This window comes from Cloacibacterium normanense, from assembly GCF_003860565.1.
GTDB classification, from domain to species: domain Bacteria; phylum Bacteroidota; class Bacteroidia; order Flavobacteriales; family Weeksellaceae; genus Cloacibacterium; species Cloacibacterium normanense.
Genome location: NZ_CP034157.1, coordinates 2,494,750 through 2,518,691, shown reverse-complemented (window position 1 = coordinate 2,518,691; position 23,942 = coordinate 2,494,750). Strand labels below are relative to the sequence as shown.

23 protein-coding genes are annotated in these 23,942 nt (G+C 33.4%); 12 read left to right on the top strand and 11 right to left on the bottom strand.

Features of this window, described 5'->3' with window-relative positions:
* Positions 1 to 84: 84 nt before the first annotated feature.
* Together EB819_RS11530 and EB819_RS11525 are read right to left on the bottom strand one after the other, a co-directional pair.
* On the bottom strand, positions 85 to 1,434 hold the full coding sequence (locus tag EB819_RS11530) for a TolC family protein (RefSeq protein WP_069799763.1): 1,350 nt from the start codon (positions 1,432 to 1,434) through the stop codon (positions 85 to 87).
* A 96-nt stretch (positions 1,435 to 1,530) separates the two neighbouring features.
* Positions 1,531 to 2,931: a spore maturation protein gene (locus tag EB819_RS11525; protein ID WP_069799765.1), complete on the bottom strand. Its 1,401-nt coding sequence runs from the start codon at positions 2,929 to 2,931 to the stop codon at positions 1,531 to 1,533.
* Positions 2,932 to 3,268: 337 nt separating this feature from the next.
* On the opposite strand from EB819_RS11525, the gene EB819_RS11520 reads away from it, so the two are divergent.
* The 4 genes from EB819_RS11520 (at position 3,269) to EB819_RS11505 (ending at position 8,779) form a co-directional block, all read left to right on the top strand.
* Entirely contained in the window at positions 3,269 to 5,395 is a 2,127-nt protein-coding gene (locus EB819_RS11520) for an elongation factor G (protein ID WP_069799767.1), read from the top strand.
* Positions 5,396 to 5,712: 317 nt separating this feature from the next.
* Positions 5,713 to 6,558 carry a hypothetical protein gene (locus EB819_RS11515; protein WP_069799769.1) on the top strand — a complete coding sequence of 282 codons (846 nt, stop codon included), beginning with the start codon at positions 5,713 to 5,715 and terminating at the stop codon, positions 6,556 to 6,558.
* Positions 6,559 to 6,763: 205 nt separating this feature from the next.
* Positions 6,764 to 8,299 carry a YifB family Mg chelatase-like AAA ATPase gene (locus EB819_RS11510; RefSeq protein WP_069799771.1) on the top strand — a complete coding sequence of 512 codons (1,536 nt, stop codon included), beginning with the start codon at positions 6,764 to 6,766 and terminating at the stop codon, positions 8,297 to 8,299.
* Between the two features lie 21 nt (positions 8,300 to 8,320).
* Entirely contained in the window at positions 8,321 to 8,779 is a 459-nt protein-coding gene (locus EB819_RS11505; RefSeq protein ID WP_069799773.1) for a DUF5362 family protein, read from the top strand.
* Positions 8,780 to 8,854: 75 nt separating this feature from the next.
* Here the strand turns inward: EB819_RS11505 and EB819_RS11500 are convergent, their stop codons facing one another.
* On the bottom strand, positions 8,855 to 9,961 hold the full coding sequence (locus EB819_RS11500; RefSeq protein WP_069799775.1) for a DUF3078 domain-containing protein: 1,107 nt from the start codon (positions 9,959 to 9,961) through the stop codon (positions 8,855 to 8,857).
* Positions 9,962 to 10,126: 165 nt separating this feature from the next.
* Here EB819_RS11500 and EB819_RS11495 point away from each other — a divergent pair, with 165 nt between their 5' ends.
* From EB819_RS11495 to gdhA, 3 genes are all read left to right on the top strand, one after another.
* Positions 10,127 to 10,897 (top strand): rhomboid family intramembrane serine protease, encoded by a 771-nt coding sequence (locus EB819_RS11495; protein WP_069799777.1) that lies wholly within the window; start codon positions 10,127 to 10,129, stop codon positions 10,895 to 10,897.
* A gap of 24 nt (positions 10,898 to 10,921) precedes the next feature.
* Entirely contained in the window at positions 10,922 to 12,025 is a 1,104-nt protein-coding gene (gene dprA / locus EB819_RS11490) for a DNA-processing protein DprA (RefSeq protein ID WP_069799779.1), read from the top strand.
* 185 nt (positions 12,026 to 12,210) lie between these two features.
* Positions 12,211 to 13,569: an NADP-specific glutamate dehydrogenase gene (gene gdhA, locus EB819_RS11485; RefSeq protein ID WP_069799781.1), complete on the top strand. Its 1,359-nt coding sequence runs from the start codon at positions 12,211 to 12,213 to the stop codon at positions 13,567 to 13,569.
* Between the two features lie 71 nt (positions 13,570 to 13,640).
* Here gdhA and EB819_RS11480 read toward each other — a convergent pair whose 3' ends face one another.
* The gene (locus tag EB819_RS11480; RefSeq protein ID WP_069799783.1) at positions 13,641 to 14,129 is read right to left on the bottom strand and encodes a YkgJ family cysteine cluster protein; all 489 of its coding nucleotides are present in this window, start codon (positions 14,127 to 14,129) and stop codon (positions 13,641 to 13,643) included.
* 80 nt (positions 14,130 to 14,209) lie between these two features.
* Here EB819_RS11480 and EB819_RS11475 point away from each other — a divergent pair, with 80 nt between their 5' ends.
* Positions 14,210 to 14,596: a group III truncated hemoglobin gene (locus tag EB819_RS11475; protein ID WP_069799785.1), complete on the top strand. Its 387-nt coding sequence runs from the start codon at positions 14,210 to 14,212 to the stop codon at positions 14,594 to 14,596.
* Here EB819_RS11475 and EB819_RS11470 read toward each other — a convergent pair.
* From EB819_RS11470 to EB819_RS11440, 7 genes are all read right to left on the bottom strand, one after another.
* Positions 14,591 to 14,878 carry a DUF6122 family protein gene (locus EB819_RS11470; protein WP_245993150.1) on the bottom strand — a complete coding sequence of 96 codons (288 nt, stop codon included), beginning with the start codon at positions 14,876 to 14,878 and terminating at the stop codon, positions 14,591 to 14,593. The genes EB819_RS11475 and EB819_RS11470 overlap by 6 nt on opposite strands.
* 54 nt (positions 14,879 to 14,932) lie before the next feature.
* Positions 14,933 to 15,649: a DNA alkylation repair protein gene (locus EB819_RS11465; RefSeq protein ID WP_069799966.1), complete on the bottom strand. Its 717-nt coding sequence runs from the start codon at positions 15,647 to 15,649 to the stop codon at positions 14,933 to 14,935.
* A 1-nt stretch (position 15,650) separates the two neighbouring features.
* Positions 15,651 to 16,307, bottom strand: a complete 657-nt coding sequence (locus tag EB819_RS11460; RefSeq protein WP_069799787.1) for a DUF4919 domain-containing protein — start codon at positions 16,305 to 16,307, stop codon at positions 15,651 to 15,653.
* Between the two features lie 153 nt (positions 16,308 to 16,460).
* On the bottom strand, positions 16,461 to 17,675 hold the full coding sequence (gene hflX, locus EB819_RS11455; RefSeq protein ID WP_069799789.1) for a GTPase HflX: 1,215 nt from the start codon (positions 17,673 to 17,675) through the stop codon (positions 16,461 to 16,463).
* 236 nt (positions 17,676 to 17,911) lie between these two features.
* The gene (locus EB819_RS11450) at positions 17,912 to 18,571 is read right to left on the bottom strand and encodes an endonuclease/exonuclease/phosphatase family protein (protein WP_069799791.1); all 660 of its coding nucleotides are present in this window, start codon (positions 18,569 to 18,571) and stop codon (positions 17,912 to 17,914) included.
* A complete protein-coding gene (locus EB819_RS11445) occupies positions 18,568 to 18,831 on the bottom strand; it encodes a SemiSWEET family sugar transporter (RefSeq protein ID WP_069799793.1) in 264 nt (87 codons plus the stop codon). Before EB819_RS11445 ends, EB819_RS11450 begins: the two co-directional genes overlap by 4 nt.
* 104 nt (positions 18,832 to 18,935) lie before the next feature.
* Positions 18,936 to 19,358, bottom strand: coding sequence for an META domain-containing protein (locus EB819_RS11440; protein ID WP_069799795.1), 423 nt, complete (start codon positions 19,356 to 19,358; stop codon positions 18,936 to 18,938).
* A 93-nt stretch (positions 19,359 to 19,451) separates the two neighbouring features.
* Between EB819_RS11440 and EB819_RS11435 the strand changes: the two genes are divergently transcribed.
* The 4 genes from EB819_RS11435 (at position 19,452) to EB819_RS11420 (ending at position 23,830) form a co-directional block, all read left to right on the top strand.
* A complete protein-coding gene (locus tag EB819_RS11435; RefSeq protein ID WP_069799797.1) occupies positions 19,452 to 21,584 on the top strand; it encodes a S46 family peptidase in 2,133 nt (710 codons plus the stop codon).
* Between the two features lie 166 nt (positions 21,585 to 21,750).
* A complete protein-coding gene (locus tag EB819_RS11430; protein ID WP_069799799.1) occupies positions 21,751 to 22,227 on the top strand; it encodes a YdeI/OmpD-associated family protein in 477 nt (158 codons plus the stop codon).
* A gap of 17 nt (positions 22,228 to 22,244) precedes the next feature.
* Entirely contained in the window at positions 22,245 to 23,312 is a 1,068-nt protein-coding gene (locus EB819_RS11425) for a calcium:cation antiporter (protein WP_069799801.1), read from the top strand.
* 5 nt (positions 23,313 to 23,317) lie between these two features.
* The gene (locus tag EB819_RS11420) at positions 23,318 to 23,830 is read left to right on the top strand and encodes a GNAT family N-acetyltransferase (protein ID WP_069799802.1); all 513 of its coding nucleotides are present in this window, start codon (positions 23,318 to 23,320) and stop codon (positions 23,828 to 23,830) included.
* Positions 23,831 to 23,942 lie beyond the last annotated feature (112 nt).

Genomic DNA, 23,942 nt, shown 5'->3' with positions numbered 1-23,942 from the left:
AATTTCTTTGAGTGAATTTTTACAAATATATACATTAAAAAAATTTGGAATTCACTTTTCTAAAGGAAAATATTCACGATTCAATTACAAAGAAAGCGGAATTCCTGCATAGAAATTCAACAGTTTCGTGCTGAAAATAAAATTGTATTTCGCTTGAGAAACAGAACCTTGCGCATTGATATAATTATTTCTTGCATTGTTCAAGTCATAAATGGTAGCTCTACCTGCTTCATAACTTTTCTCGGCAAATTCTAATGCTAACTTGGTCGATTTTTCTGCTTCTAAAGCAGCTAGATAATTTTCATAATTTGCATTGGCATCAAAATAAGCACGCTGAACATTTTGCTGAACTTCTACTTTTTGTTGTTCCAGAGTATTTTTAGCAATGCTTTCAGAAATTTTAGCCTGTTCTACTTGTAATTTGGTAATCCCTTTGTTAAAGATGGGAATGTTTGCAGAAACGCCTATATTTTGTCCAAAATTGTCTTTGTATTGCTTAAAAAAACTGTCATACTCTACATCTATTTCCTGTCCTGTAGTTGGATTAAGTGTAGGCGAAACTTTATAGAAATAAAATGTGCTTAATCCTGCAAATGCTGAAACAGAAGGATAAAAAGCAGTTTTTGCAATTTCGGTTTGTTTCTGTGCAGAAAGAATTCTGGTTTCAGCAGCTTTTACTTGCGGTTGATTTTCGAAGGCTTTTTCCACAATATTTTCGGTAGAATTCAATGGTGCTTCCAAAGAACTTGGCAAAGGAACTTCTTGCACATCAAAATTCTGATAATCTTTTAGTTGCAATAACATTGCTAATGAAAAAAGAGAACGCTGAATGTCTATTTCAGCAGATTTTTGGCGTTGCTTTTCTCTTGCTAAACCTGCAGTTGCTTCTGCTTCTACTGTTTTTGGTGTGGTTCCTACTTCTGTAGTAATTTTCGCTCTGCTTAATACTTTTTCGGCATTTGCTACGGCTTCATCAGAGATTTTCTTTACTTCCTTATTCAGTAAAACTTGTAAATATTGCTGTGCAATTTGAAGTGAAATATCATTTTTTACACGTTCTGCATCTAACAAACTCGCTTCTAAATCATATTGAGATTTTTCGGCAGATTTCTTCAATCTTCCGTTATTGTACAATTGCATATTTGCCCCTACTGAAGCGCTATTATTGAAATTATCATTTCTACCGATACTTCCTTGGAATCCTTGCGTAGTTCCAAAGCTCATATTATTGTTAAAACTACCCGAAACTGAAGGCAATTTATCTCTTTTAGAAATTTCTAGATTTTTAGCCTGAATATCTGCATTATATTGATTGCTAATAACTTGCAAATTATTTTTAACAGCATAATCTACACATTCTTGTAAACTCCATTTCTTCTGAGAAAACCCTAAAGAAAATGCTGATAGCAATACGAGTGAAAATATTTTTTTCATAGGATGAAAAGTTTCTTAATTAGACGAAGAATGGTGTTTTTTGTTACAAAAAAAGAAGCATTTCTGCTTCTCTTGTTCATTTATTTAGAAAAAATACTACCCAAAAAACAAATACGCCATTAAAATAGAAGTAACAATTCCCACTAAATCTGCCAACAACATGGCACCAACTGTATAACGAGTGTTTTTAATTCCAACTGCTCCGAAATACACTGCAATCACATAAAAAGTAGTATCTGAACTGCCCTGTAAAATCCCAGAAAGTCTCGCAGGGAAAGAATCTACACCAAAAACATTCATCGTGTCTACCATCATTCCTCTTGCTCCTGAACCAGAAAGTGGTTTGATTAAAGCCGTTGGTAAACCGTCAACAAATCTGGTGTCTAAATTGGCAATTTGGGCAAACCATTTCATTCCGTCAATAATGACATCAAAAACACCAGAAGTTCTCAAAAGAGAAATCGCAATAAGCATTCCTACCAAATACGGAATAATCTTTACGCAGACATTGAAACCTTCTTTTGCACCATCTATAAACGCATCGAAAACATTTATTTTTTTGTAAACTGCTCCTGCAATTATGGCAAAGAAAATCAATAAAATCATTCCGTTGCTAATCAACTTACTTACATCATCTAATTCTTCTTTGCTCAATCTTACTAAAAACCAAACCAACAAGGCAATGAGTGCCGAAATTCCACCCACGAAAGCCAAAAGTGTAGGCTGAAAAAGATTTATTTTTTGTTTGATGGAAACAATAATCATCGCAGCCATGGTTGCACAAAAAGTAGCAATTAAAGTCGGCAAGAAAATATCAGTTGGCGTTGCAGAATTCATAGAAGCTCTAATCGCAATGATGGAAACCGGAATCAGCGTTAAACCACTTGCATGAAGACACAGAAACATAATTTGTGCATTAGAAGCTCTGTCTTTATCAGGATTCAAGGTTTGTAAACTTTCCATGGCTTTTAAACCAAAAGGCGTTGCAGCATTATCCAATCCTAATAAATTCGCTGCGAAATTAAGCGTCATGTGACCGAAAGAAGGGTGATTTTTAGGAATTTCTGGGAATAATTTCGAGAAAAATGGTTGAATCATTCTTGAAAGAAAATTGATGCCTCCTGCTTTTTCGGCGATACTCATAAAACCCATAAAAAGCGTCATAATTCCTATTAAACCAAGGGAAATTTCTACCGCAGTTTTACTGGTAGAGATTACACCATCTGCTTTTTGAACTCTATAAACAGCCACTTGATTGGTAGAATCTTTTTTGTAATTAATTCTCGCTAGTTCGGTGTCTGGATTTTCGGTTAAAGATTTCTGAATTTCCGCAGAAAGTTTTTGAACAGGAACTTTAGCAATCTGAACCGTGTCTCCACTTTTTCCTACTACCAAATCATTATAAATTGCTTTGTAGTTATCGCTAAATAAATATTTAATACTTGCCACTACAATGGCTACAATAATAAATGCGCTCCAAATTCTGCTTAAAACCATTTCCTTGAAAAATTTTGATAAAAGTAGTAAAATTTTGCTGGAAGTTAGAAGATGGGTGATGGATGTTTTCTTGAAAATATATTTTCCTTATTTAAACACCTTGCACCCAACTTCCATCACCTCACAATTCCCGACCTTTCAAAAATCATGTTCCAAAGTTTACATTGTATTAAAATCTTTTGTAATTTTAGTATCCTAAATTTTTACATTCAAAGTGCCTTTTAAGACATTCTTGATTTTAAAAATTTTCGCCTTATAAGGAATTGCAGTGTGCATTCCGTCTGAATTTTAGTAAATCAGATGTGATAGATGAAAATAATTTTAAAACTCAAAAGATATGAGCACTAACACTAAAGACCTCCGTAACGTAGTTTTACTCGGGCATTCAGGAAGCGGTAAAACTACATTTATAGAAACCATGCTCTACGAAGGTGGAGCTATCAAAAGAAGAGGAACTGTAGAACAACACAACACCGTTTCCGACAATACCGACCTAGAACACGAACGCGAAAACACGATTTTCTCACATCAAATGTTCGTGAATTGGAAAAAAAATAAAATCAACATTTTAGATACCCCTGGTTTTGACGATTTCGTAGGTGAAGTAATTGCCAACTTAAAAGTAGCAGATACTGCACTGATTATGGTAAATGCTGCAGCTGGTGTAGAAGTAGGCACTGAATTGGTTTGGGAATATGTAGAAGATTACAAAACACCTTCTATTTTCGTGATTAATCAGATGGATCATCAAAAAGCAGATTACGATGCTGCTTTAGAACAACTTAAAAATAGATTTGGAAGCAAAGTGATTCCTATTCAATATCCACTAAATTCTGGTGAAAGTTTTAACCAAATTGTGGATGCCTTGAGAATGGTAATGTACGAGTTCCCTGCAACTGGTGGTAAACCAGAGAAAAAACCTATCCCAGAATCTGAAATGGCAAGAGCCAATGAAATGCACAATGCATTGGTAGAAATGGCTGCCGAAAACGAAGAAGGATTAATGGAAAAATATTTCGAAGAAGGTAATCTTTCTGAAGAAGAATTGGCACAAGGTTTAATGATTGGTTTAGCAAAACACGATTTCTTCCCAGTATTTGTAGCATCTGGTGCTAAAGATATGGGCTCTGGTAGAATTATGGGCTTTATAGATGATATCGCTCCATCTCCAGCTGACCGTTTTGGTAGCAAACTAGAAAATGGCGAAGTTTTGACTTGTAATGCTGCAGACAAAACCACTATTTTCATTTACAAAACTCAATCTGAACCGCAAGTTGGCGTAGTTTCTTATTTCAAAGTATTCTCTGGCGAAATAAAACCAGGTGATGAACTGATTAATGCCAATAACGGTGAACTCGAAAGAATTTCTCAAATTTTCGTAGCAGAAGGAAAAGAGAGAACCGCCGTAGATAAATTAGTTGCGGGTGACCTAGGTGTTACCGTAAAACTTAAAAGCGGACATTCTAACAACACCCTAAATACAAAAGGGGTTGATAGAAAAATAGAACCTATGAAATTCCCAGAAAGCAGATTGAGAAAAGCTGTTTTCGTAGAAAATACAGCAGAAACCGAAAAACTTTTTGCTGCACTTAATAAACTTAAAGAAGAAGATCCTACCCTAAAAGTAGAAATAGACCATGATACGCACGAAGCCATTTTAGGAGGACAAGGTCAGTTGCACTTAGACTTGGTAAAATATCGTCTCGAAAAAGATTTCGGAGTGAAAATGGAAATGAAAAATCCTAAAATTTCTTACCGCGAAACCATCACTGGAAAAGCAGAAGCAGATTACAGACACAAAAAACAATCTGGTGGAGCTGGTCAATTTGGTGAAATTCACATGAGAGTAGAAAACTACTACGAAGGAATGCCAGAACCAGAAGGTGTAAATATTAGAAATAAAGAATTCGAAGATTTACCTTGGGGCGGAAAATTTGCATTCTACTGGTGTATCGTAGGTGGAGCAATAGATTCTCGCTACATCGGCGCCATTAAAAAAGGAATTATGCAACAGTTAAAAGAAGGTCCATTAACTGGTTCACACTGTCAAAACATCAGAGTTTCTGTATATGACGGAAAAATGCACAGTGTAGACTCTAATGATATTTCTTTCCAATTGGCAGCTTCTGGTGCGTTTAAAGAAGCGTTCCACAATGCGCATCCTCAATTGCTAGAACCTATGTATCATGTAGAAATTCTAGCTCCAGACGAATGTACCGGTGATGTAATGGGAGATTTACAAACCAGACGTGCCATGATTTCTGGAATGGATAGCGAAGGTCATTATCAAAAAATTATGGCCGAAGTTCCATTGGCTGAAATGAACGATTACGGTTCTACATTGCGCTCATTAACAGGAGGTAGAGCAAAATTCTCTATGAAATTTAGTGACTACCAATTGGTTCCTGCCAATGTACAACAAGACCTCGTGAAAAAACATGCTGCTGAAAAAGTAGAAGCATAGTTTTTCTAATATAATTTCGAAGAAAACCTCAACGCAAGTTGGGGTTTTTTGTTGGGTGCATATTCTTTTTTCTTGATAAAAATTTCACCAAGTAAGTAGCACTCAAAAAGCAGTCTTTTAGGAGTCTTGCTCTACGTTTGTTCGTGGTTTGTTCGTGTTTCCTTCGAATCAGCCTCGGAAAAGTACCATAAATTACGAACAAACCACGAGCAAACCTAAAACTTGAGTAGACTTTGACTGGAACTTTAGTCAAAGAAAATAAGAGAGATTTTAAGTGTCTAAAAACTTTTGTATATTTGGATTTTAGCAAAAATAACATGAAAACTAAACCTTTAAAAATTCTATTTTTATTATTCATTTTTGTGATTCTAATTTCATGTAGAACTTATAAAATAAAGCAGGATAATGATAATCAAACTCAAAAACTGATAGGCAATATAACCAAAATAAAAATTACAAATTATAATTATCCATTATTTAGAAAAGATACAATAATTAGAAAGTCCATAACTGAAGTTTATTTTAATTCTAATAATCAAATTAAGCTTCAAATAGATAAACAAGAAAAATACACAGATTCAACTTTCTACTTTTATAAAAATAAAAATTTACAAAAGACTGTTACAAAAAACAATACAAATATAAATTCAGAGGATTTTTTCTATGATAACAAAAATAATATCATAAAATATATCCAAATTTTTAATGGAGAGATTTATTTTATTAAAGAATCAAAGTATGACATACACAATAACCCTATTGAACAAACATATACTTTCCCAAAAAATTCTATGAATGATAGTAGAGAAGTTTTTGAATATAATTATAAAAAACTATTTTATACAGTTAAAAGTTTCAAAAAAAATAGTGACCCAATAAACACTAACTTTTTAAAAACATACTTTAATAAAGATGGATACATCATAAAAACAGAATTTTTATATGAGGGGAAAAATAAAGATTATTCTTTCGCATCCAATCTGACTTATGATACAAAAGGAAATCTACAGTGCAGAAAAGGCTTCCTTATAAATAATTATATGCCCAAACAAACAACATGTTTTAAAAATGTCTTTGACAAAAAAGGAAATATCATTATTTCAGAAAAATATGTTAATGATAAACTTCTAGACAAACAAATATTTGAAATATCATATAAATAGAAAAATTGTATTGGCACAATGTGGTGTTTAGTACAAAATTTAGCTTATATTCCATTTATGATCAATACGTTGCACATATTCAATCATTGAACGCGATCTCGCGGATTTGTAATCCGCAAAAAAACCAAAACCTCAACCAAAAATTGAGGTTTTTTCATTTCAAAAAAATCCTTACTTTTACTTTTATAAAAAACTAATAACCAAAATGCTAGTAAAGATTTTCGGGAGCGCTATTCATGGCGTTTCGGCGCAAACCATCACTATAGAAGTTAATGTAGATACAGGCGGAGTAGGCTATCATCTTGTAGGCTTACCAGATAATGCCATTAAAGAAAGCAGCTATAGAATTAATGCAGCACTCAAAAATGTAGGCTACAAAATTCCGGGGAAGAAAATCACCATCAACATGGCTCCTGCAGATTTGCGCAAAGAAGGTTCTGCCTATGATTTAAGCATTGCCATTGGGATTTTGGCAGCTTCAGATTTAATAAAAGCCGAAAATCTAGAAAAATACATCATCATGGGCGAACTTTCCCTTGACGGAGGTTTGCAACCGATAAAAGGCGTTCTACCCATTGCGATAAAAGCCAGAGAAGAAGGTTTCAAAGGCATTATTTTACCCAAACAAAACGTAAGAGAAGCTGCAATAGTCAATAATCTGGAAGTGTACGGCGTAGAAAACATTAAACAAGTTATTGATTTCTTTAACGAAGATATTCCGCTGGAAAGAACAGAATTTGACACCCGAAAAGAATTTCAAGAAAAAATAGACCATTTTCCTTTTGATTTTTCTGAAGTGAAAGGTCAAGAAACGGCAAAACGTGCGATGGAAGTTGCCGCAGCTGGTGGTCATAACATTATTCTCATCGGTCCTCCTGGAAGTGGAAAAACCATGCTCGCTAAACGCGTTCCGAGTATTCTGCCACCTTTAACCATGAAAGAAGCTTTGGAAACTACCAAAATTCATTCTGTGGCAGGAAAAATGGGCGCTAATAATTCTTTGATGACAGTTAGGCCTTTTAGAAGTCCGCATCACACCATTTCTGATGTAGCTTTAGTTGGTGGCGGAAGTTATCCTCAACCTGGCGAAATTTCTTTGGCACATAATGGCGTTTTATTTCTGGATGAAATGCCAGAATTTAAAAGAACAGTTCTGGAAGTAATGCGTCAACCGTTGGAAGACCGAGAAGTAACGATTTCCAGAGCGAGATTTTCGGTGAATTATCCTGCGAGTTTTATGCTCGTGGCGAGTATGAATCCAAGTCCAAGTGGTTATTTCCCAGATGATCCTAATAATACTTCTTCTCAATTTGAAATGCAACGCTACATGAACAAACTTTCTGGACCTTTATTGGATAGAATTGATATTCATATAGAAGTTCAAAAAGTAGAATTCGAGCAACTTTCAGACAGAAGAAAAGGCGAAAGCAGTATTGCAATAAGAGAGCGTGTTTTGAAAGCCAGAGAAATGCAAAATGTGCGCTACCAAGATTTAGACATCAGTTACAATGCTCAAATCGGCCCTAAAGAATTAGAAAAATACTGCGAACTGAATGAAGATTCTAAAAACCTCATCAAAAACGCAATGGAAAAACTAAATCTTTCGGCGAGAGCTTATGACAGGATTTTGAAGGTTTCTAGAACGATTGCTGATTTAGAACAATCAGAACATATTCTTTCTCATCATATTTCTGAAGCCATACAATACAGAAGTCTGGATAGAGAATTTTGGAATGCTTAATTTTTTAAACTATTATAATTTATGGAAGACAATTTACATGTAGAGAACGGCGAAAATTTAGTAATCGATTGGCGTTCGAAAGAATTTTTAAAAGAAACGGCAAAATGGACTAAGTTTTTAGCCATTTTAGGTTTCGTAGGAATTGGATTAATGGTTTTGGGTTCATTAGTAATGCTTTTTGCTCCGTCATCATTAATGTCTAATGGAGATTTTCCTTTTGGTGGAAAAATATTTATGATGCTTCTTTATTTGGCATTTGCTGTTTTATACTATTTCCCAATTTCTTACTTGTATCAATTTTCAGAAAATACTAAAAAAGCAATTGAAAACAATGACAATAACGCTATTAGAGATGCATTTGAATTTTTAAAATCTCATTATAAATTTATGGGGATTTTGACCATCATTCTGCTTTCTTTTTATGCCATTATGATTTTCATTGGACTTATTGGAGCGGGAGCTGCTGCAATGATGAATTAACAAATATTCCTACTTAAAATAAAAAATCCACCAATAATTTGGTGGATTATATTTTTCTAAATTATTTAAATTTCATTATAAAAACGGCTTTACCACTTTTTTAACTTTCGGTCTATCTTGGTTTTCTACGCCTAAATTATAAGAAAAACCTATACCTAAAGTTTGCTTAAACTGCATTCTCTTAATTTGATCGTGATCGTACAATAAATCTGCACTTACATTAGCAGAAATCAATTTATTAACTCTAAAGTTCAATTGACCGTTGTAAGAAAAATCCACTCGTTCTGTATGATATAAATAATTCGCAAAGAAATTAAACTGATTTACCAAATTAATGTCTTTATAAATTTTTTGTCTGTACAAAATATTCACCATGGCTCCCAACTCTTTTCTGAGGCTTTGACCATCTTTTTCTAAACCGTAAAAACCTACTTTTTGCAAATGTTTATCAGCCACGATGGTAAACTTACCATTAATCGGTCTAAAAATGACTTGGAAATTTTCATTAGGATTATAAGAGATACCGATACCCGTATTAATATATGCTGGTGCTAAAAATTTAGAAATTCTGTCATCAAAATTCGGACTTGGCGTTTTTACATAATTATAACCCGGCGCAAACTGAGAGATAAACTGCAAACCTGAAGACAAATAATAATTCCTTCCTAAATCATAACCATAATTCGCCATGATATTGATGAAATCTTCTGTTTTTCTGGTGGTTTGTCCGCTTGCTGCTACAATTCCATATCCTAATTGGAAATTATTTTCTAAATAATGTTTGCGCTTTTTAAAACTCAAATTATAGTTGATTTTCCCTAAAATCCCTATGTTATTATTTCCCCCAGAATTCCAGTTGCTGAAACTCGCCTGATTAAAAACCATATTGTTTTGACCATAGAAATACCAAACTTTTTCTTCTTTGGTTTTAATCAATTGAAACGGTGTAATAGGAAGCTCTGTGCCGAGTTCCGCAGTAATTTTATCGGTTTTTAGAATAATGGTGTCTTTGTGCTTTACATCTATTTTTTGTAGATTAATCTCTGCCAAAGAATCTAAATTAGGAATGTTTTTTTTCCAGTTTTCTGCGCTAATTGAATCTAGAATTCTTTTACTCTCAATTTGGGAGTAATACATATTTACAGATAGACAACCGAACACAAAAATTAACAACTTCTTCATTTTCAAAATTTAAAAAACCAGTTCAAAAATACAATTTGTAAAACGAATGGAAGTCTTGAAAACGAAAAAATCTTACTTTTTGTCTATAATTTTTAAAAAAATCGGGGATTTATAGTCAATTTTTCCATAAAATTGTCTTGGCATTTATTTAGTCACATTTTATTTATGCTGAAAAACACCATCCACATCAAAGCGCTTTTAATTCCTCTCTTCATGCTCTCTGCCATGTGGTTAGGTTTATTTTTACAACACATCGGTTTTGTAGAAAACTGCGAAGGTTCCCTCATTCCTCTAGTTCCTGAAGGATTAAAAGGCGTAATATTTTCTCCGCTTTTACACGGAAATTTAGAACATATCGCCAGTAATTCTGTACCGATTGCAGCATTGCTGTTCTTGCTTTATCAGTTTTATCCTAAATTGGCCAATCCTGTATTTTTTTACGGATGGATTGTTACGGGACTCGTAGTTTGGTTACTTCCACCTATGAATTTTTTCGGACAAGAAGCTACTTATACCTGCATCATCGGAGCAAGTGGAATTGTTTACATGCTAGCATTTTTCTTATTCTTCAGCGGAATTTTCAGAAAAGACAAAAAACTACTTACTGTTTCTCTTTTAGTCGCCTTGTATTACGGAAGTTTAATCTGGGGAATTTTTCCGGAAGAATTATTCTATCGATTAGACGAACCGAGCCGAATTTCTTGGCAAGCTCACCTTTCTGGAGCGGTAGTTGGCCTTTCTTTGGCGCTAATTTTTAGAAAAAAACATCAAGAAAAAAAGAAAAAATTCATTTGGGAATTCCCGAATTATTACAGCGAAAAAGACGATAAACTTTGGCAAGAATATATCGAAGGTCATCCTGAACATTTTCTAGAAATGCCACAGAAAAAGAAAGAAGAAATCTGGGAACATTTAGACGAAATCAGAAAAAAGTAAAGCGATTTTTTCTTATTTTTGAGAATGTTACATGAAGAACATCTATATTCCATAGCGTTACGCGCTACTCCGCTTATTGGCGATGTAAATTTTATGAGATTGGTAGAAATTACAGGTTCTGCCAAAGAAACTTGGCATCTTTCTAAGAAATTGCTCAAAGAAATTCCGGGAATTGGCTCCAAAATTACGAAAGAAATCGGCAACGAAACTTATTTGAAATTCGCAGAAAAGGAAATTGACTTCTGTGAAAAAAATAACATTAAAATTAATCTTTGCCATTTAAAAGAATTGCCAAAATTACTTTCTAATTGTGATGACGCTCCTGCAATTCTTTACCAAAAAGGAAGTTTAGACGAAAGTTTAACTCCCATTTCCATCGTAGGAACCAGAAACATGACGAGTTATGGCAAACATTTCATTGAAGAATTTCTAGAAATTTTAAAAAATAAAAAAGTGCTCATTGTAAGCGGTTTAGCACTCGGAACAGATGGTTGCGCTCATACAGAAGCCTTGAAAAACCAACTGAAAACAGCAGGAGTTTTAGCTCATGGCTTGCATCTTATTTATCCTTCTCAGCATAAAAAATTAGCTGCAGAAATTTTAGACCAAGATGGCGCTTTGCTTACAGAATTTAATTCTAGTGATAAACCAGACAGAGAACATTTTCTGCAAAGAAATAGAATCGTAGCAGGATTTTCTCCAGTTACCATTGTGGTAGAAACTGCTTTTGGCGGCGGTTCTATGAGTACCGTAAGTTATGCCAATGATTACAACAGAGAAGTTTTTGCCTTGCCAGGAAAAATCAATGATAAGTACAGCCAAGGTTGTAATTTACTCATCGCACAGAACAAAGCCAGAATTTTACAAAATTTTGAAGAGATATTAGATGAACTTCAACTAGGAAAGGAAAAAGAAAAGATAGGAAGCCTTTTTGCAGCGAGAGAAATTAAACTGAGCAAAGACTTGCAACCGATTTATGACACGATTGCTTCTCAACCTCAAATTTCGTTAGACGACTTGAGCGAAAAACTAGACATTCCACCTTATAAATTATTGCCCATTTTGCTTGATTTTGAGTTAAAAGGATACATTAAAGCACTTTCCGGAAAGCAATATTCTATAATTTAAAAATTCACAATTTTTTAATATTTCATTATTTTTCACATAACATCATGTTTTCCTTAACAGAAACATTATAATTATGAATTTAATAAAATTTTTAACATAATTTATATAATTTTCATTAAAGTCAAAATAAATCTTGTGAGAATAGAAAAAAAAATTAAATTTGTCTTTAATAATTCATAACATCTATGGAACAAAACACTATCGAACAAAAAATACAAGAGTTCGTTGCGAAAATTGAAGCAAAAAACCCAAATGAGCCAGAATTTTTACAGGCGGTAAAAGAAGTAGCGGTTACAGTTATTCCTTTTATTGCTACCAAAGAAGAGTATAGAGGAATGAAGCTTCTAGAGAGAATGGCTGAACCTGAAAGAGTAATCATTTTCAGAGTTCCTTGGGTAGATGATAAAGGTGAAATTCAGGTAAATAGAGGTTTCAGAATTCAGATGAATTCTGCAATCGGACCATATAAAGGAGGAATTAGATTCCATCCTACAGTAAACTTATCCGTGCTTAAATTTTTAGCATTCGAACAAGTTTTCAAGAACTCATTAACTACTCTACCAATGGGTGGTGGAAAAGGGGGTTCTGATTTTGACCCAACAGGAAAATCAAACAACGAAATTATGCGTTTTTGCCAATCTTTCATGACGGAAATGTGTAAACACATCGGTCCAGAAACAGACGTTCCTGCAGGAGATATCGGAGTAGGTGCTAGAGAAATTGGTTACCTTTTCGGTCAATACAAGAGAATTAAAAATGAGTTTACCGGAGTTCTTACTGGTAAAGGTTTAGCATATGGTGGTTCATTAATCAGACCAGAAGCTACAGGTTATGGTGTAGTATATTTTGGTGAACAAATGCTAAAAACAAATGGCGAAGATTTCAAAGATAAAATCGTAACCGTTTCAGGTTTCGGTAACGTAGCTTGGGGAGTTATCAAAAAAATAGAAGAATTAGGCGGAAAAGCAGTAACTATTTCTGGCCCTGACGGTTATGTTTATGATAAAGACGGTATTACTGGCGAAAAAATAGATTTCTTATTAGAATTAAGAGCTTCTGGAAACAACAGAGCTGAAGATTATGTTAAGAAATTCCCAACTGCAGAATTCCATGCTGGTAAGAGACCTTGGGAAGTAAAATGTGACGTAGCGATTCCTGCTGCTACACAAAACGAACTTCACCTAGAAGATGCTAAAAATTTAGTCGAAAACGGTTGTAGATGTGTAGTAGAAGCGGCAAACATGCCTTCTACTTTAGATGCTATCAACTATTTCTTAGATAATAAAGTATTATTCAGCCCAGGAAAAGCTTCTAACGCTGGTGGTGTAGCAACTTCTGGTCTAGAAATGACACAAAACTCAATTAGATTAAACTGGAGTTCTGAAGAAGTAGACGCTAGACTAAAAGAAATTATGATTGGTATTCACAATGCTTGTAGAAAATACGGTAAAGAAGAAGATGGATACGTAAACTATGTAAAAGGTGCTAATATTGCTGGTTTCGTAAAAGTAGCTGAAGCAATGCTTGCACAAGGTGTAGTCTAAATAATTGATGATTTTTTCAAAATAAAGACCCGTAAAACGGTAGAAAGTCTCGGATTTTATTCGAGACTTTTTTATTTGCTAAGATTCTTCATCATTTTCTCTACAAAGGTAAATGCAGCGGGACAAATCACAGTGTTTTTCAACATGAGATTATTGATTTGATAAATCTTTTTTCTATCCGTATGAGGATATTCTCGGCAAGCTTTTGGTCTTACTTCGTAGATAGAACACGTGTTATCTTCATTCAGAAAAAAACAAGGTAAATTTTGCAAAATTTTATCATTATCTTCGTCAATTCTCAGAAATTTTGCTTCAAAATCTGCTGGTTTCATTCTCAAATGCTTAGCAATTCTCTCGATGTCTTTTTCGGTATACAATGGTCCTGTAGTTTTACAACAATTGGCGCAAGACAAACAATCAACCTCATCGAAAACCTCATCATGTACTTCTTGAACCACATAATCCAAATTTTTCGGCGGTTTTTTCTTGAGATTTTCTAAAAACTTTTTGTGCTCTTTCTGCTTTTGTAAAGCTTGATTTTTATAAAATTCTAAATCCATCTTATAATTAATGATGCAAAATTATAACTAATTGACTGAAATCATAAATTTTTGATGTTTTAAACCTCTATTTTTGTAAAATGAAAGACATTACCACTACTCAAGATATACAACTACTCGTTAATACTTTTTACGAAAGCGTTCGAGAATCAGAAATCGGGTTTTTCTTTGAAGAAATCGCCCAAGTAAATTGGGAAAAACATTTGCCCAAAATGTATATTTTCTGGCAAGCTTTGTTATTTGCTGATGTGAAATTTAACGGAAATCCTATGGGAGCTCATTTCCCGATTAATGAAAAAATGGCAATGGAAAAACATCATTTTGACACGTGGTTAAGTCTTTGGAAATCTACTGTAGACCAATTATTCTCTGGAGAAATCGCAGAATCTGCCAAATCTAAAGCCGAAAATATTGCCAGTTTAATGGCTTATAAAATGGAAATGGATACCAAATTGAGAAAACTATAATTTCATTAACCATCTCCAGAAATAGAAATCCTGAAAATCTGTAAACATGTGAAATAGCAATCCTATTGCTATGATTCTGTAGTTTCCTCGCAGAAATAAAACGCCTAAAAAGTATAAAAAAATCATAGGATAAGTATGCAAAGGATGAAAACCAATGCTGCTTCTTCCCTCTTGGAAAATTGGCGTAGCTAAAACATGATCTACATCTACCAACATGGTAGCCAACATAATGAAATAAGCCTTTTTCCAATTTTCTCTAAAGAAAACAAGCGCTATAAACACTGGAAATATCAAGTGTAAAAAATAATGCGTTATGATTTTTGCAATTTCCAAAGTTTAAATTCTTCCTTTTAAAAAGTCTTGGCGTAAATCTTCGTCTAGTTTTTCAATCGCATAACGAAGTGAAGTTCTGGGCATATTTTGGTAATGCGTTTTCAAGAAATTCAAGAATTTTTCTTCATCTTTTTTGCCCATTTCTCTTAGAAGCCAACCGTTGGCTTTGTGCATCAAGTCGTGTGAGTGATTCAAATTATTCAGTGCCAATTCTATGGTTAAATCATGACTTCCTTTTTTGATATGATACATGGTCGCCACAATTGCGATGCGTTTTTCCCACATATTTTCAGAATTCGATAACTTTTTCAAAATATCATCTTTCTGATTTTCAAAGCAATACCTTCCTAATAATTTATAACAAGACAAATCTACCAAGTCCCAATTGTTGATATACTTTGTATTTTTTAGATAAAAATCAACGAGATTTTTCTTCTCTTTTTCGTCTTTTGATTTTTCAAATTTTGTTATCAAAATCAACAGCGCTACTAATCTCATCTCGTGAAATTCTGATTTCAAAATTTCTTGAACATCATCTAAAGTGGCTTTTTGCCAATATTCCTTCACCAACTTTCTAGAATCTGGAACGACTACACCAATGAATTGGTCACCTTCTGCGTATTGACCTTTACCTGTTTTAAAAAAATACGGCAAAAAATCTCTCTTTTCTGGTGTAGAAAGAAATTGTAAGGCTTCAAGGATTTGGTTGTGGAGTGTCATTTTATTTAAATGCATCTTTATGATGTACTAATCTAACAAAAAATAAATCAATACCATTCTTGAAAATGTAAAGCCAAGAACCATCTGGTAATACTTTTTCCTTAAAATCTAAACCCGGTACAAATACAATAGAAAACCTCTCCACAGAAAGCATCAAATCTTGAAAACTTGTGACTAGAATAGCTGAATTGTCTAACTTTCCATTTCCACTTTTTTCTATGGTTTTAATTAGAAGCTGATATTGATTATAATGAAAATCGCTTTTTTCTTGCTCACTTTTAGCTTTATACAAATCTGACAAACAAAGTAAAAGCTCTTTATTTAATGGATTTTGTTCATAGAGAGGTAAAGCGTCTAGTAAAATTTTCTCTGCAAATTTCTTTGAAATTCTATTATGTGCGAATTTTGAAATTTTACCAGATTTTTGATTAAATGTTAATCTGTCATATCCATAATCTACATAGTTATTCCCGTAATAAATATAATTAAGTTGTTCTTGAGAAAGTGTTTCTGGAGCAGTTTTGAAAATTTCTAAATATTCATAATAATATTTTTGAGGATTTACGGTGACATTTTTCTTTATTTCCTCAATATTAACTTGAGAAAAAACAATGCTATGTAAACACAAAAAAATAAAAGTGAATAGCGCTTTTTTCATAAATTACTATTTAGATGCTTTGACTTCGTCGAATCTAAAGATTTCAGCATGACAAAGTGTGCAAAAATCTAATTTAAAAATTTAAACACAGAGAAACAGAGCTTGTTTCACAGAGTTCACAGTATGCTCTGTGTTTTCGTTGTGCCTCTGTGTTTAAACAACTTCCTCGTCATCAAAATATTCAAACAAGAAATCGTTATATGGAAATCTTGAAATGTGAATTTTGTGAACCTCATCGTAAATCATTTTCTTCATTTCTGGAAAATTTTCTTTAGATAAAGCCGAAATGAAAACCGTAGGATATTTAGATTTTGCCATCCACGTTTTTTTCCATTCTTCCAGAGAAATGTTCTTTTTGGTAGCTGGAGTTAAATCATCTTCGTCTTTTTTCTCATAAGCAAAAGCATCTATTTTATTGAAAACCATAATCATAGGTTTTTGATGTGCATTAATTTCCATGAGAATTTGATTCACAGAATCAATGTGGTCTTCGAAACTTTCGTGAGAAATATCTACTACATGAATCAGCAAATCAGCCTCGCGAACTTCGTCAAGCGTAGATTTGAAAGACTCTACCAATTGAGTCGGCAATTTTCTAATGAAACCAACCGTATCTGTCAATAAAAATGGTAAGTTTCCAATCACTACTTTACGAACGGTAGTATCTAGCGTTGCAAAAAGTTTATTTTCTGCAAAAACTTCAGATTTAGAAAGCGCATTCATCAAAGTAGATTTTCCTACGTTGGTATATCCTACCAATGCAACTCTCACCACTTTTCCACGATTATTTCGTTGAGTTGCCATTTGTCTGTCAATGGTTTTCAACTTTTCTTTTAGAAGCGTAATTCTATCACGAATAATACGTCTATCTGTTTCAATTTCGGTTTCACCAGGACCACGCATTCCGATTCCTCCTTTTTGACGTTCAAGGTGCGTCCACATTCTGGTTAATCTTGGAAGAAGATATTGATATTGAGCGAGTTCTACTTGAGTTCTTGCATAAGAAGTTTGTGCTCTTTGTGCAAAAATATCGAGGATAAGATTGGTTCTATCGAGGATTTTTACTTCCATTTCTTTCTCTAAATTTTTCAATTGAGAAGGTGAAAGTTCGTCATCAAAAATAACGGTTCCTATTTCGTTTTCTTTTACAAAATTTTTAATTTCTTCTGCTTTTCCGCTTCCTACAAAAGTTCTGGAATCTGGTTGAGATAATTTTTGCGTAAAGCGTTTTTCTACAGTTGCACCTGCAGTATAAGCAAGAAATTCTAACTCATCGAGGTATTCGGTAAGTTTTTCTTCGTCTTGATGCTGTGTAATTAAGCCTACTAAAACGGCTTTTTCGTATTGATGTTCTTTTTTTTCGAGCATATATTATTTTGCTTTCGGCATTCAGCAATCTGCTTTCTGCTTGATTTTTGCAAATTTAGTGAAATTTATTTCCCTCTGGTTACACAGATTTACACTATTTTGGGGTTGAAACTTTAAAAACATTTCGCCCTTTCAGGGCTTCCCTTAGCCTAATTTAATTTTCCATTTGCACCCGATGCTGTTATATTTCGCCACTTCGTGGCTTTTATAGAATTTTTAAAGATTAAATGGTATTCCTAATATTTTAATTCTGCAATAATTCCCTTATGATCAGATAGTTTTTTATCCAAATTAAATTCTGAAATCTTAATTTTGAATCTTTCAATAAAATTTTCAGACATTACAATATGGTCGATATTTTCAGGGATTTTTGCGGTAATATTTTTTAGTTTTAAAATTTTAAAATTTTCATTAAATAGATTTCTTCCTTCATTTGTAAAGTAATAATTATCAGAAAAACTGCAATTAAAATCACCTACAAAACAAATATTTTTATCTGAAAGCTCTTGTAAATCATTCATTTGACTTTTCAAATCTGGAATGAATTGTTCATTTCTATTACCTAAAACGCCAACAATAGTTCCATAAATAACTAGTTTTCCGAAAGGCGTTTCTATCTCTGCCGAACAAGAAGTGAAATTATCATAGGTTTCAAAAGTTTCCACAATAGGAAATTTAGAAAAAATAGAAACTCGGTTTTCTGTAGTTTTTGCTAAAGAATTGACTAAAATTAAAGGTTTTGTTTCAATTTTATAAGGATAATTCTCTGGCAAAATCTGCGAATCGGTTTCTGTTAAGACTAAAATATCGGCATTAATTTTTTCGATTTCAGAAATAATTTCGGGTAGATATTTCTTCTTTTTAAGACGTTCTACATTCCAAGTAGCGATTTTCATTTTTCATAATATTTCCACTTGAGCAAAAGCATGATAACTGCTGATATACAGACCACTACATTGGTAAGAATTACTGAAGGAAGCTCTTTCCAAATTCCGTAAACCAACCAAATTAAAGTACTGGTTACTACAATCATAAAAGACGTTACAGAAATATCTTTCACCGATTTAGACTTCCAAGTTTTAAAAATTTGCGGAACGAAGGTAATGCAAGACAATGTTCCTGCAATCAAGCCGAGAATTTCTGGGTTAAAATTCATTTGATAATGTGTTAATATGATGATGAGTTGATATGATGATTTTTTTTAATTCAAATTTGCGAATTTTTTCAAAATCTTCATCAAATCTACTCAATATCAAACTATCAGTCCCAATCTTCGGCAACAAATTTCATGGCATGTCCATTTTTATTTTTCAAAGTCAAAAAATGTCCTTTTACTTGATATTTGGTTATCGTAGGTAATAATTTCCCGAAGTTTTCTTCTAATTTCATGTTTCCGTCACAATACATCATGGTAGAACCAACTCCTGAGAAATGTATTCTGTGATTATTTTTCAGTTTTACAGAGAAAAAAATACTGTTGCAGCCCATTTTTGCGCCACCTCCTTTTTCGAAGTGAGTTAGGTCTAGATATGCTTTTTTCTGAATGAGTTCTTCTTTGGTAAATCCCTGAAATTCAACTAACATCCACTTTCTCTCCAGAGAAGAAATTTCTTTCTGTGGAGCAAAACTCATCATAAAAAATGAAATTGATAATATGCTGATTATAAAAAAACGTGTTTTCATCGTAGGTAATTTGTAACAGACCAGTCAAATTATATACCAATTTTCAAAAATCGCTTTTAATTCATACATTTACCCATAAAATTTTTTAGATCAATGAAAAGAATATTTTTACTATTCACATTTCTATTGAGCTTTGCACAAATGCGTGCAGACGAAGGAATGTGGCTGATGATGCTCGTAAAGAGATTAAACGGAAAAGACTTACAAAAACAAGGTCTTAGATTAACTGCAGAAGAAATTTATTCTGTAAACAACTCTAGCCTAAAAGACGCCATCGTACAATTTAATGGTGGTTGTACCGCAGAAGTAGTTTCTAAAGAAGGTTTGCTTTTCACAAACCACCACTGCGGTTATGATGCTATTGCGGCACTTTCTACTCCAGAAAAAAATTATTTAAAAGATGGTTTCTTCGCCATGAACAACAAAGAAGAACTTCCTGCAAAAAATCTTTATGTGAGATTTTTAGTAAGAATGGACGATGTAACGGCTAGAATTAACGGGAAACTTAATCCTCAAATGTCTGCTGACGAAAGAAAAGCAGTAATCGATGCAGAATACAAAGCCATCCAAAAAGAAAATTCAGAAAATGGTAAATATACTGTTGTAGTAAGAGATTTCTTCAGTGGAAATGAATTCTACTATTTCGTATATCAAGATTATAAAGACGTAAGATTAGTAGGAACTCCTACAGAATCTATCGGTAAATATGGTGGTGATACCGATAACTGGGAATGGCCAAGACACACTGGTGACTTCTCTGTTTTCAGAATTTATGGTGATGCTAACGGAAATCCTGCAGAATATTCATTAAACAATGTTCCATTAAAACCTAAATATCACCTTCCTGTTTCTATGAAAGGAGTAAAACCTGGTGATTTCACTATGATTATGGGTTATCCTGGTAGAACTAACAGATATTTAACTTCTTATGGAATCAATCAATTGGTGACTAAAGATTATATCGGTTGGGTAGATGCTTCTAAATCTGCAATGGATGTGATGAAGAAGTACATGGACAAAGACACTCAAATCAGATTAGATTACGCTTCACAATACGCTTCTGTTGCAAACTACTGGAAAAACAGAGCTGGAACCATAGAATCTGTAAACAAAAACGGAACAGTTGCAGACAAACAAAAAGTAGAGGCTAAATTCCAAGAATGGGCAAACTTAGCTGAAAACAAAGCTACTTACGGAAATGTTCTTTCAGAAATCGAAGCGTATTACAAATTAATCGCTGATAGAAATTTAGAAAGAAACTACGCTACTCAATTCCAAAGAAATGCTAAATATGCAGTTCTTCCTTACAGAATTGGCGCTGCTCTTAAATCTTATATTGAGCAAAACGAAGCTGGAAAAGCAGCTATGAAAGCTAGACTTCTTGCTGGTGTAGAAGCTTCTTACGATGGTTTCCACCCAGTAGTAGAAAAAGATATGTTACAAACTTTACTTTCTCTTTATAAGAACAAAGTACCGTTTGATTATCAACTTCCGGTGATGAAATATTCTAATCCAGCAGAATTAGCAAACCAAGCAGACGCTTCTATTTTCAGCACCAAAGAATCTCTACTTAAATTCATCGAAAATCCTAGTTTAGCTATTCTGGAAAACGATCCGCTTTACAAATTCTCAGGAATTATGGTAGCAGAAGCTATGATGTTTGGAGACAAATATGTAAAAGCTGATGACCAATTTGCTAAAAACACTAGATTATATTTTGACGGTCTTAGAAAATCTATGCCAGAAAAAGAATTCTATCCAGATGCTAACTCTACTATGAGAGTAACTTTCGGTAAAGTAGATAGATTACCAATCAGAAAAGACAGACAATATTATGGCGTAAAAGATAACTTCTATACTGATATGAAAGGTATGGTGGCTAAATACAAAAAAGGCGACGCAGAGTTTGATTTACCTCAAAGATTGTTAGATTTATACAAGAAAAAAGATTTCGGTCCATACAAAGACAAAAAAGGTTATATGCCTGTAAACTTCTTATCAGATAATGATATTACAGGTGGAAACTCTGGTTCTCCTATCTTAAACGGAAATGGTGAATTAATTGGTCTTGCTTTCGATGGTAACTCTGAAGCACTTTCAGGAGATATCGTTTTCGAAAAACAATGGCAAAAAACCATCAACCTAGATGTAAGATTCTTACTTTGGGTAATGGATAAATATCACGGAGCTGGTTATTTATTAAACGAAATGACTATCAGAAAATAAGGCAGCTTTGTTGCTTCTAAAATTAACCTCGGAGAAATTTCTTCGAGGTTTTTTATTACTTTTTACTCCGTTTAGTTTTTAAAAAACTTTTATAAAAACTCAAATTTTCTTATTTTTAGGAAATCATAATTTTTTAAACGTTTCTTTTTTCTCAAAATTCATAAAAATGACAACGGATTACATCACTTTTGAAGCAGAAATTAAACAAAATGGCACTATGAATGCTGCCTTTGTAGACTTTCCTTTCTCTACAGAAGAATTGTTTGGCAAAAAAGGTCAGGTAAAAATCAAAGCTTTGCTTGACGAAAAAGTAGAATACAGAGGAAGCCTTGCCAAAATGAAAAGTGATGGTCATCTACTTGGATTAACTCAAGAAGTAAGAAAACAACTTGGGAAAACTTTTGGGGATAAGGTTACGGTGAAACTTTGGGAAGACCAAGAAGAGAGAATTGTAGAAATTCCTGAAGATGTTTTAGAAGTTTTCGAAAAGAACAAAGAAGCTTTTGAAATGTATCAAAAAATGTCTTACACGCATCGGAAAGAATACATGAGATGGATTACCGAAGCCAAAAAACCAGAAACCAGAGAAAACCGAAAGGTAAAATTAATAGAAATGATTTTAACTGGTAAAAAAGGAATATAACTTAAATATAAACGCGTATGAAATTAAAAAAACTTTTCCATTGGACGGTTATTGCACCTATTTTAGCTTGGTTTATTTACTTTTTAACTCCCGATTCAGACAGTACAGTTATTTTAATGCTTTGTGGCGTTTTTTTAATGTTAAGTGTATTTTCTGCAGTACACCATTCAGAAGTCATCGCACATAAAATTGGTGAACCTTTTGGAACTATTGTCTTGGCGATTTCTATTACAATTATAGAAGTAGCGCTTATTATTTCGCTCATGACAGCAGGAGGAAAAGAAACCTCACATCTCGCCAGAGATACTGTTTTCGCAGCGGTAATGCTTATTTTAAACGGTGTTTTAGGCTTAAGTTTATTGGTAGGAAGTGTGAAATTTAACGAACAGTTTTTTGCCAGAACTTCTGCCAATTCCCTACTCGTTTCTTTGATTGCTATTTTAGTGCTTACTCTTATTCTTCCCAATTTTACCACGAGTGCAAATGGTCCTGTTTATACACAACCTCAATTAATTTTTGTTTCTATAGCTTGTCTCACCATTTACAGCACATTTTTATTGGTTCAAACGGTGAGACATAGAAATTATTTTTTACCCAATAACAAAGAAGAAGTGGTTTCTGTTCCTACAGCTAAAGAAAGTATTCTGAGTTTTATTACCTTATTGGTCTGTCTCGGAATAGTAGTATTAATGGCAAAAAAACTCTCTACACCGATAGAAACTATCATTAGAAACGCAGGATTGCCACAATCTTTGGTTGGAATTATCATTGCAGCGGTGATTTTATTACCAGAAGGAATCGCTTCCATTAAAGCTGCCAGAAAAGATGATTTACAGACCAGCCTTAATCTTTCTTTAGGTTCCGCATTGGCTTCTATTGGACTTACCATTCCTGCAGTTACAGTAGTGTGCAGTATTTTTGATTTAGACCTTGTTCTAGGATTAGATTATAAATCGATGGTTTTGCTGGGATTGTCTATTTTTATCACCATGTTATCACTAAGTCGAGGAAAAACCAACATTCTTTACGGTGTAGTTTTACTCGTGAACTTAGCAGCTTATATTTTTACTGTAATTTATCCTTAATTGATATGAAAACCTACGAAACCGAAAGACTTTTACTCAAACCTACAGATTTAGAGGATGCCGAATTTATTCTTCAACTTTTAAATTCTGAAAGTTTCATAAAATATATTGGTGACAGAAACGTAAGAACAATAGAAGACGCCGAAAACTACATTCGCAATAGATGTTTTCTTCAGTATGAAAGACTAGGTTACGGAAGTTTTACCGTAATTCTAAAGGAAGATTCTTCTAAAATGGGAACTTGTGGAGTTTACGCTAGAGAAAACACCGATAATGCTCCTGATATTGGCTTTGCTTTTTTACCAGAATTTGAAGGAAAAGGCTATGGCTATGAAAGTGCCAATTTTATGAAAAATTTGGTTAAAAATGATTTCAATATCACCAAATTGGGAGGAATTACGGTAGAATACAACCACGCTTCCAGAAAATTATTAGAAAAGCTAGGTTTAAAATTCCAAAAAAAATTCTTCATGGATGATGATCCAGAAGAATTATTGTATTTCGAAGCTGATATTTAAATAAAATTATCTGTCATTCTGAAATGAAGTGAAACGGAATGAAGAATCTCTTTAATATAGAACAGATTCTTCACTTCACTGCGTTTCGTTCAGAATGACAATGTAAAAAAGA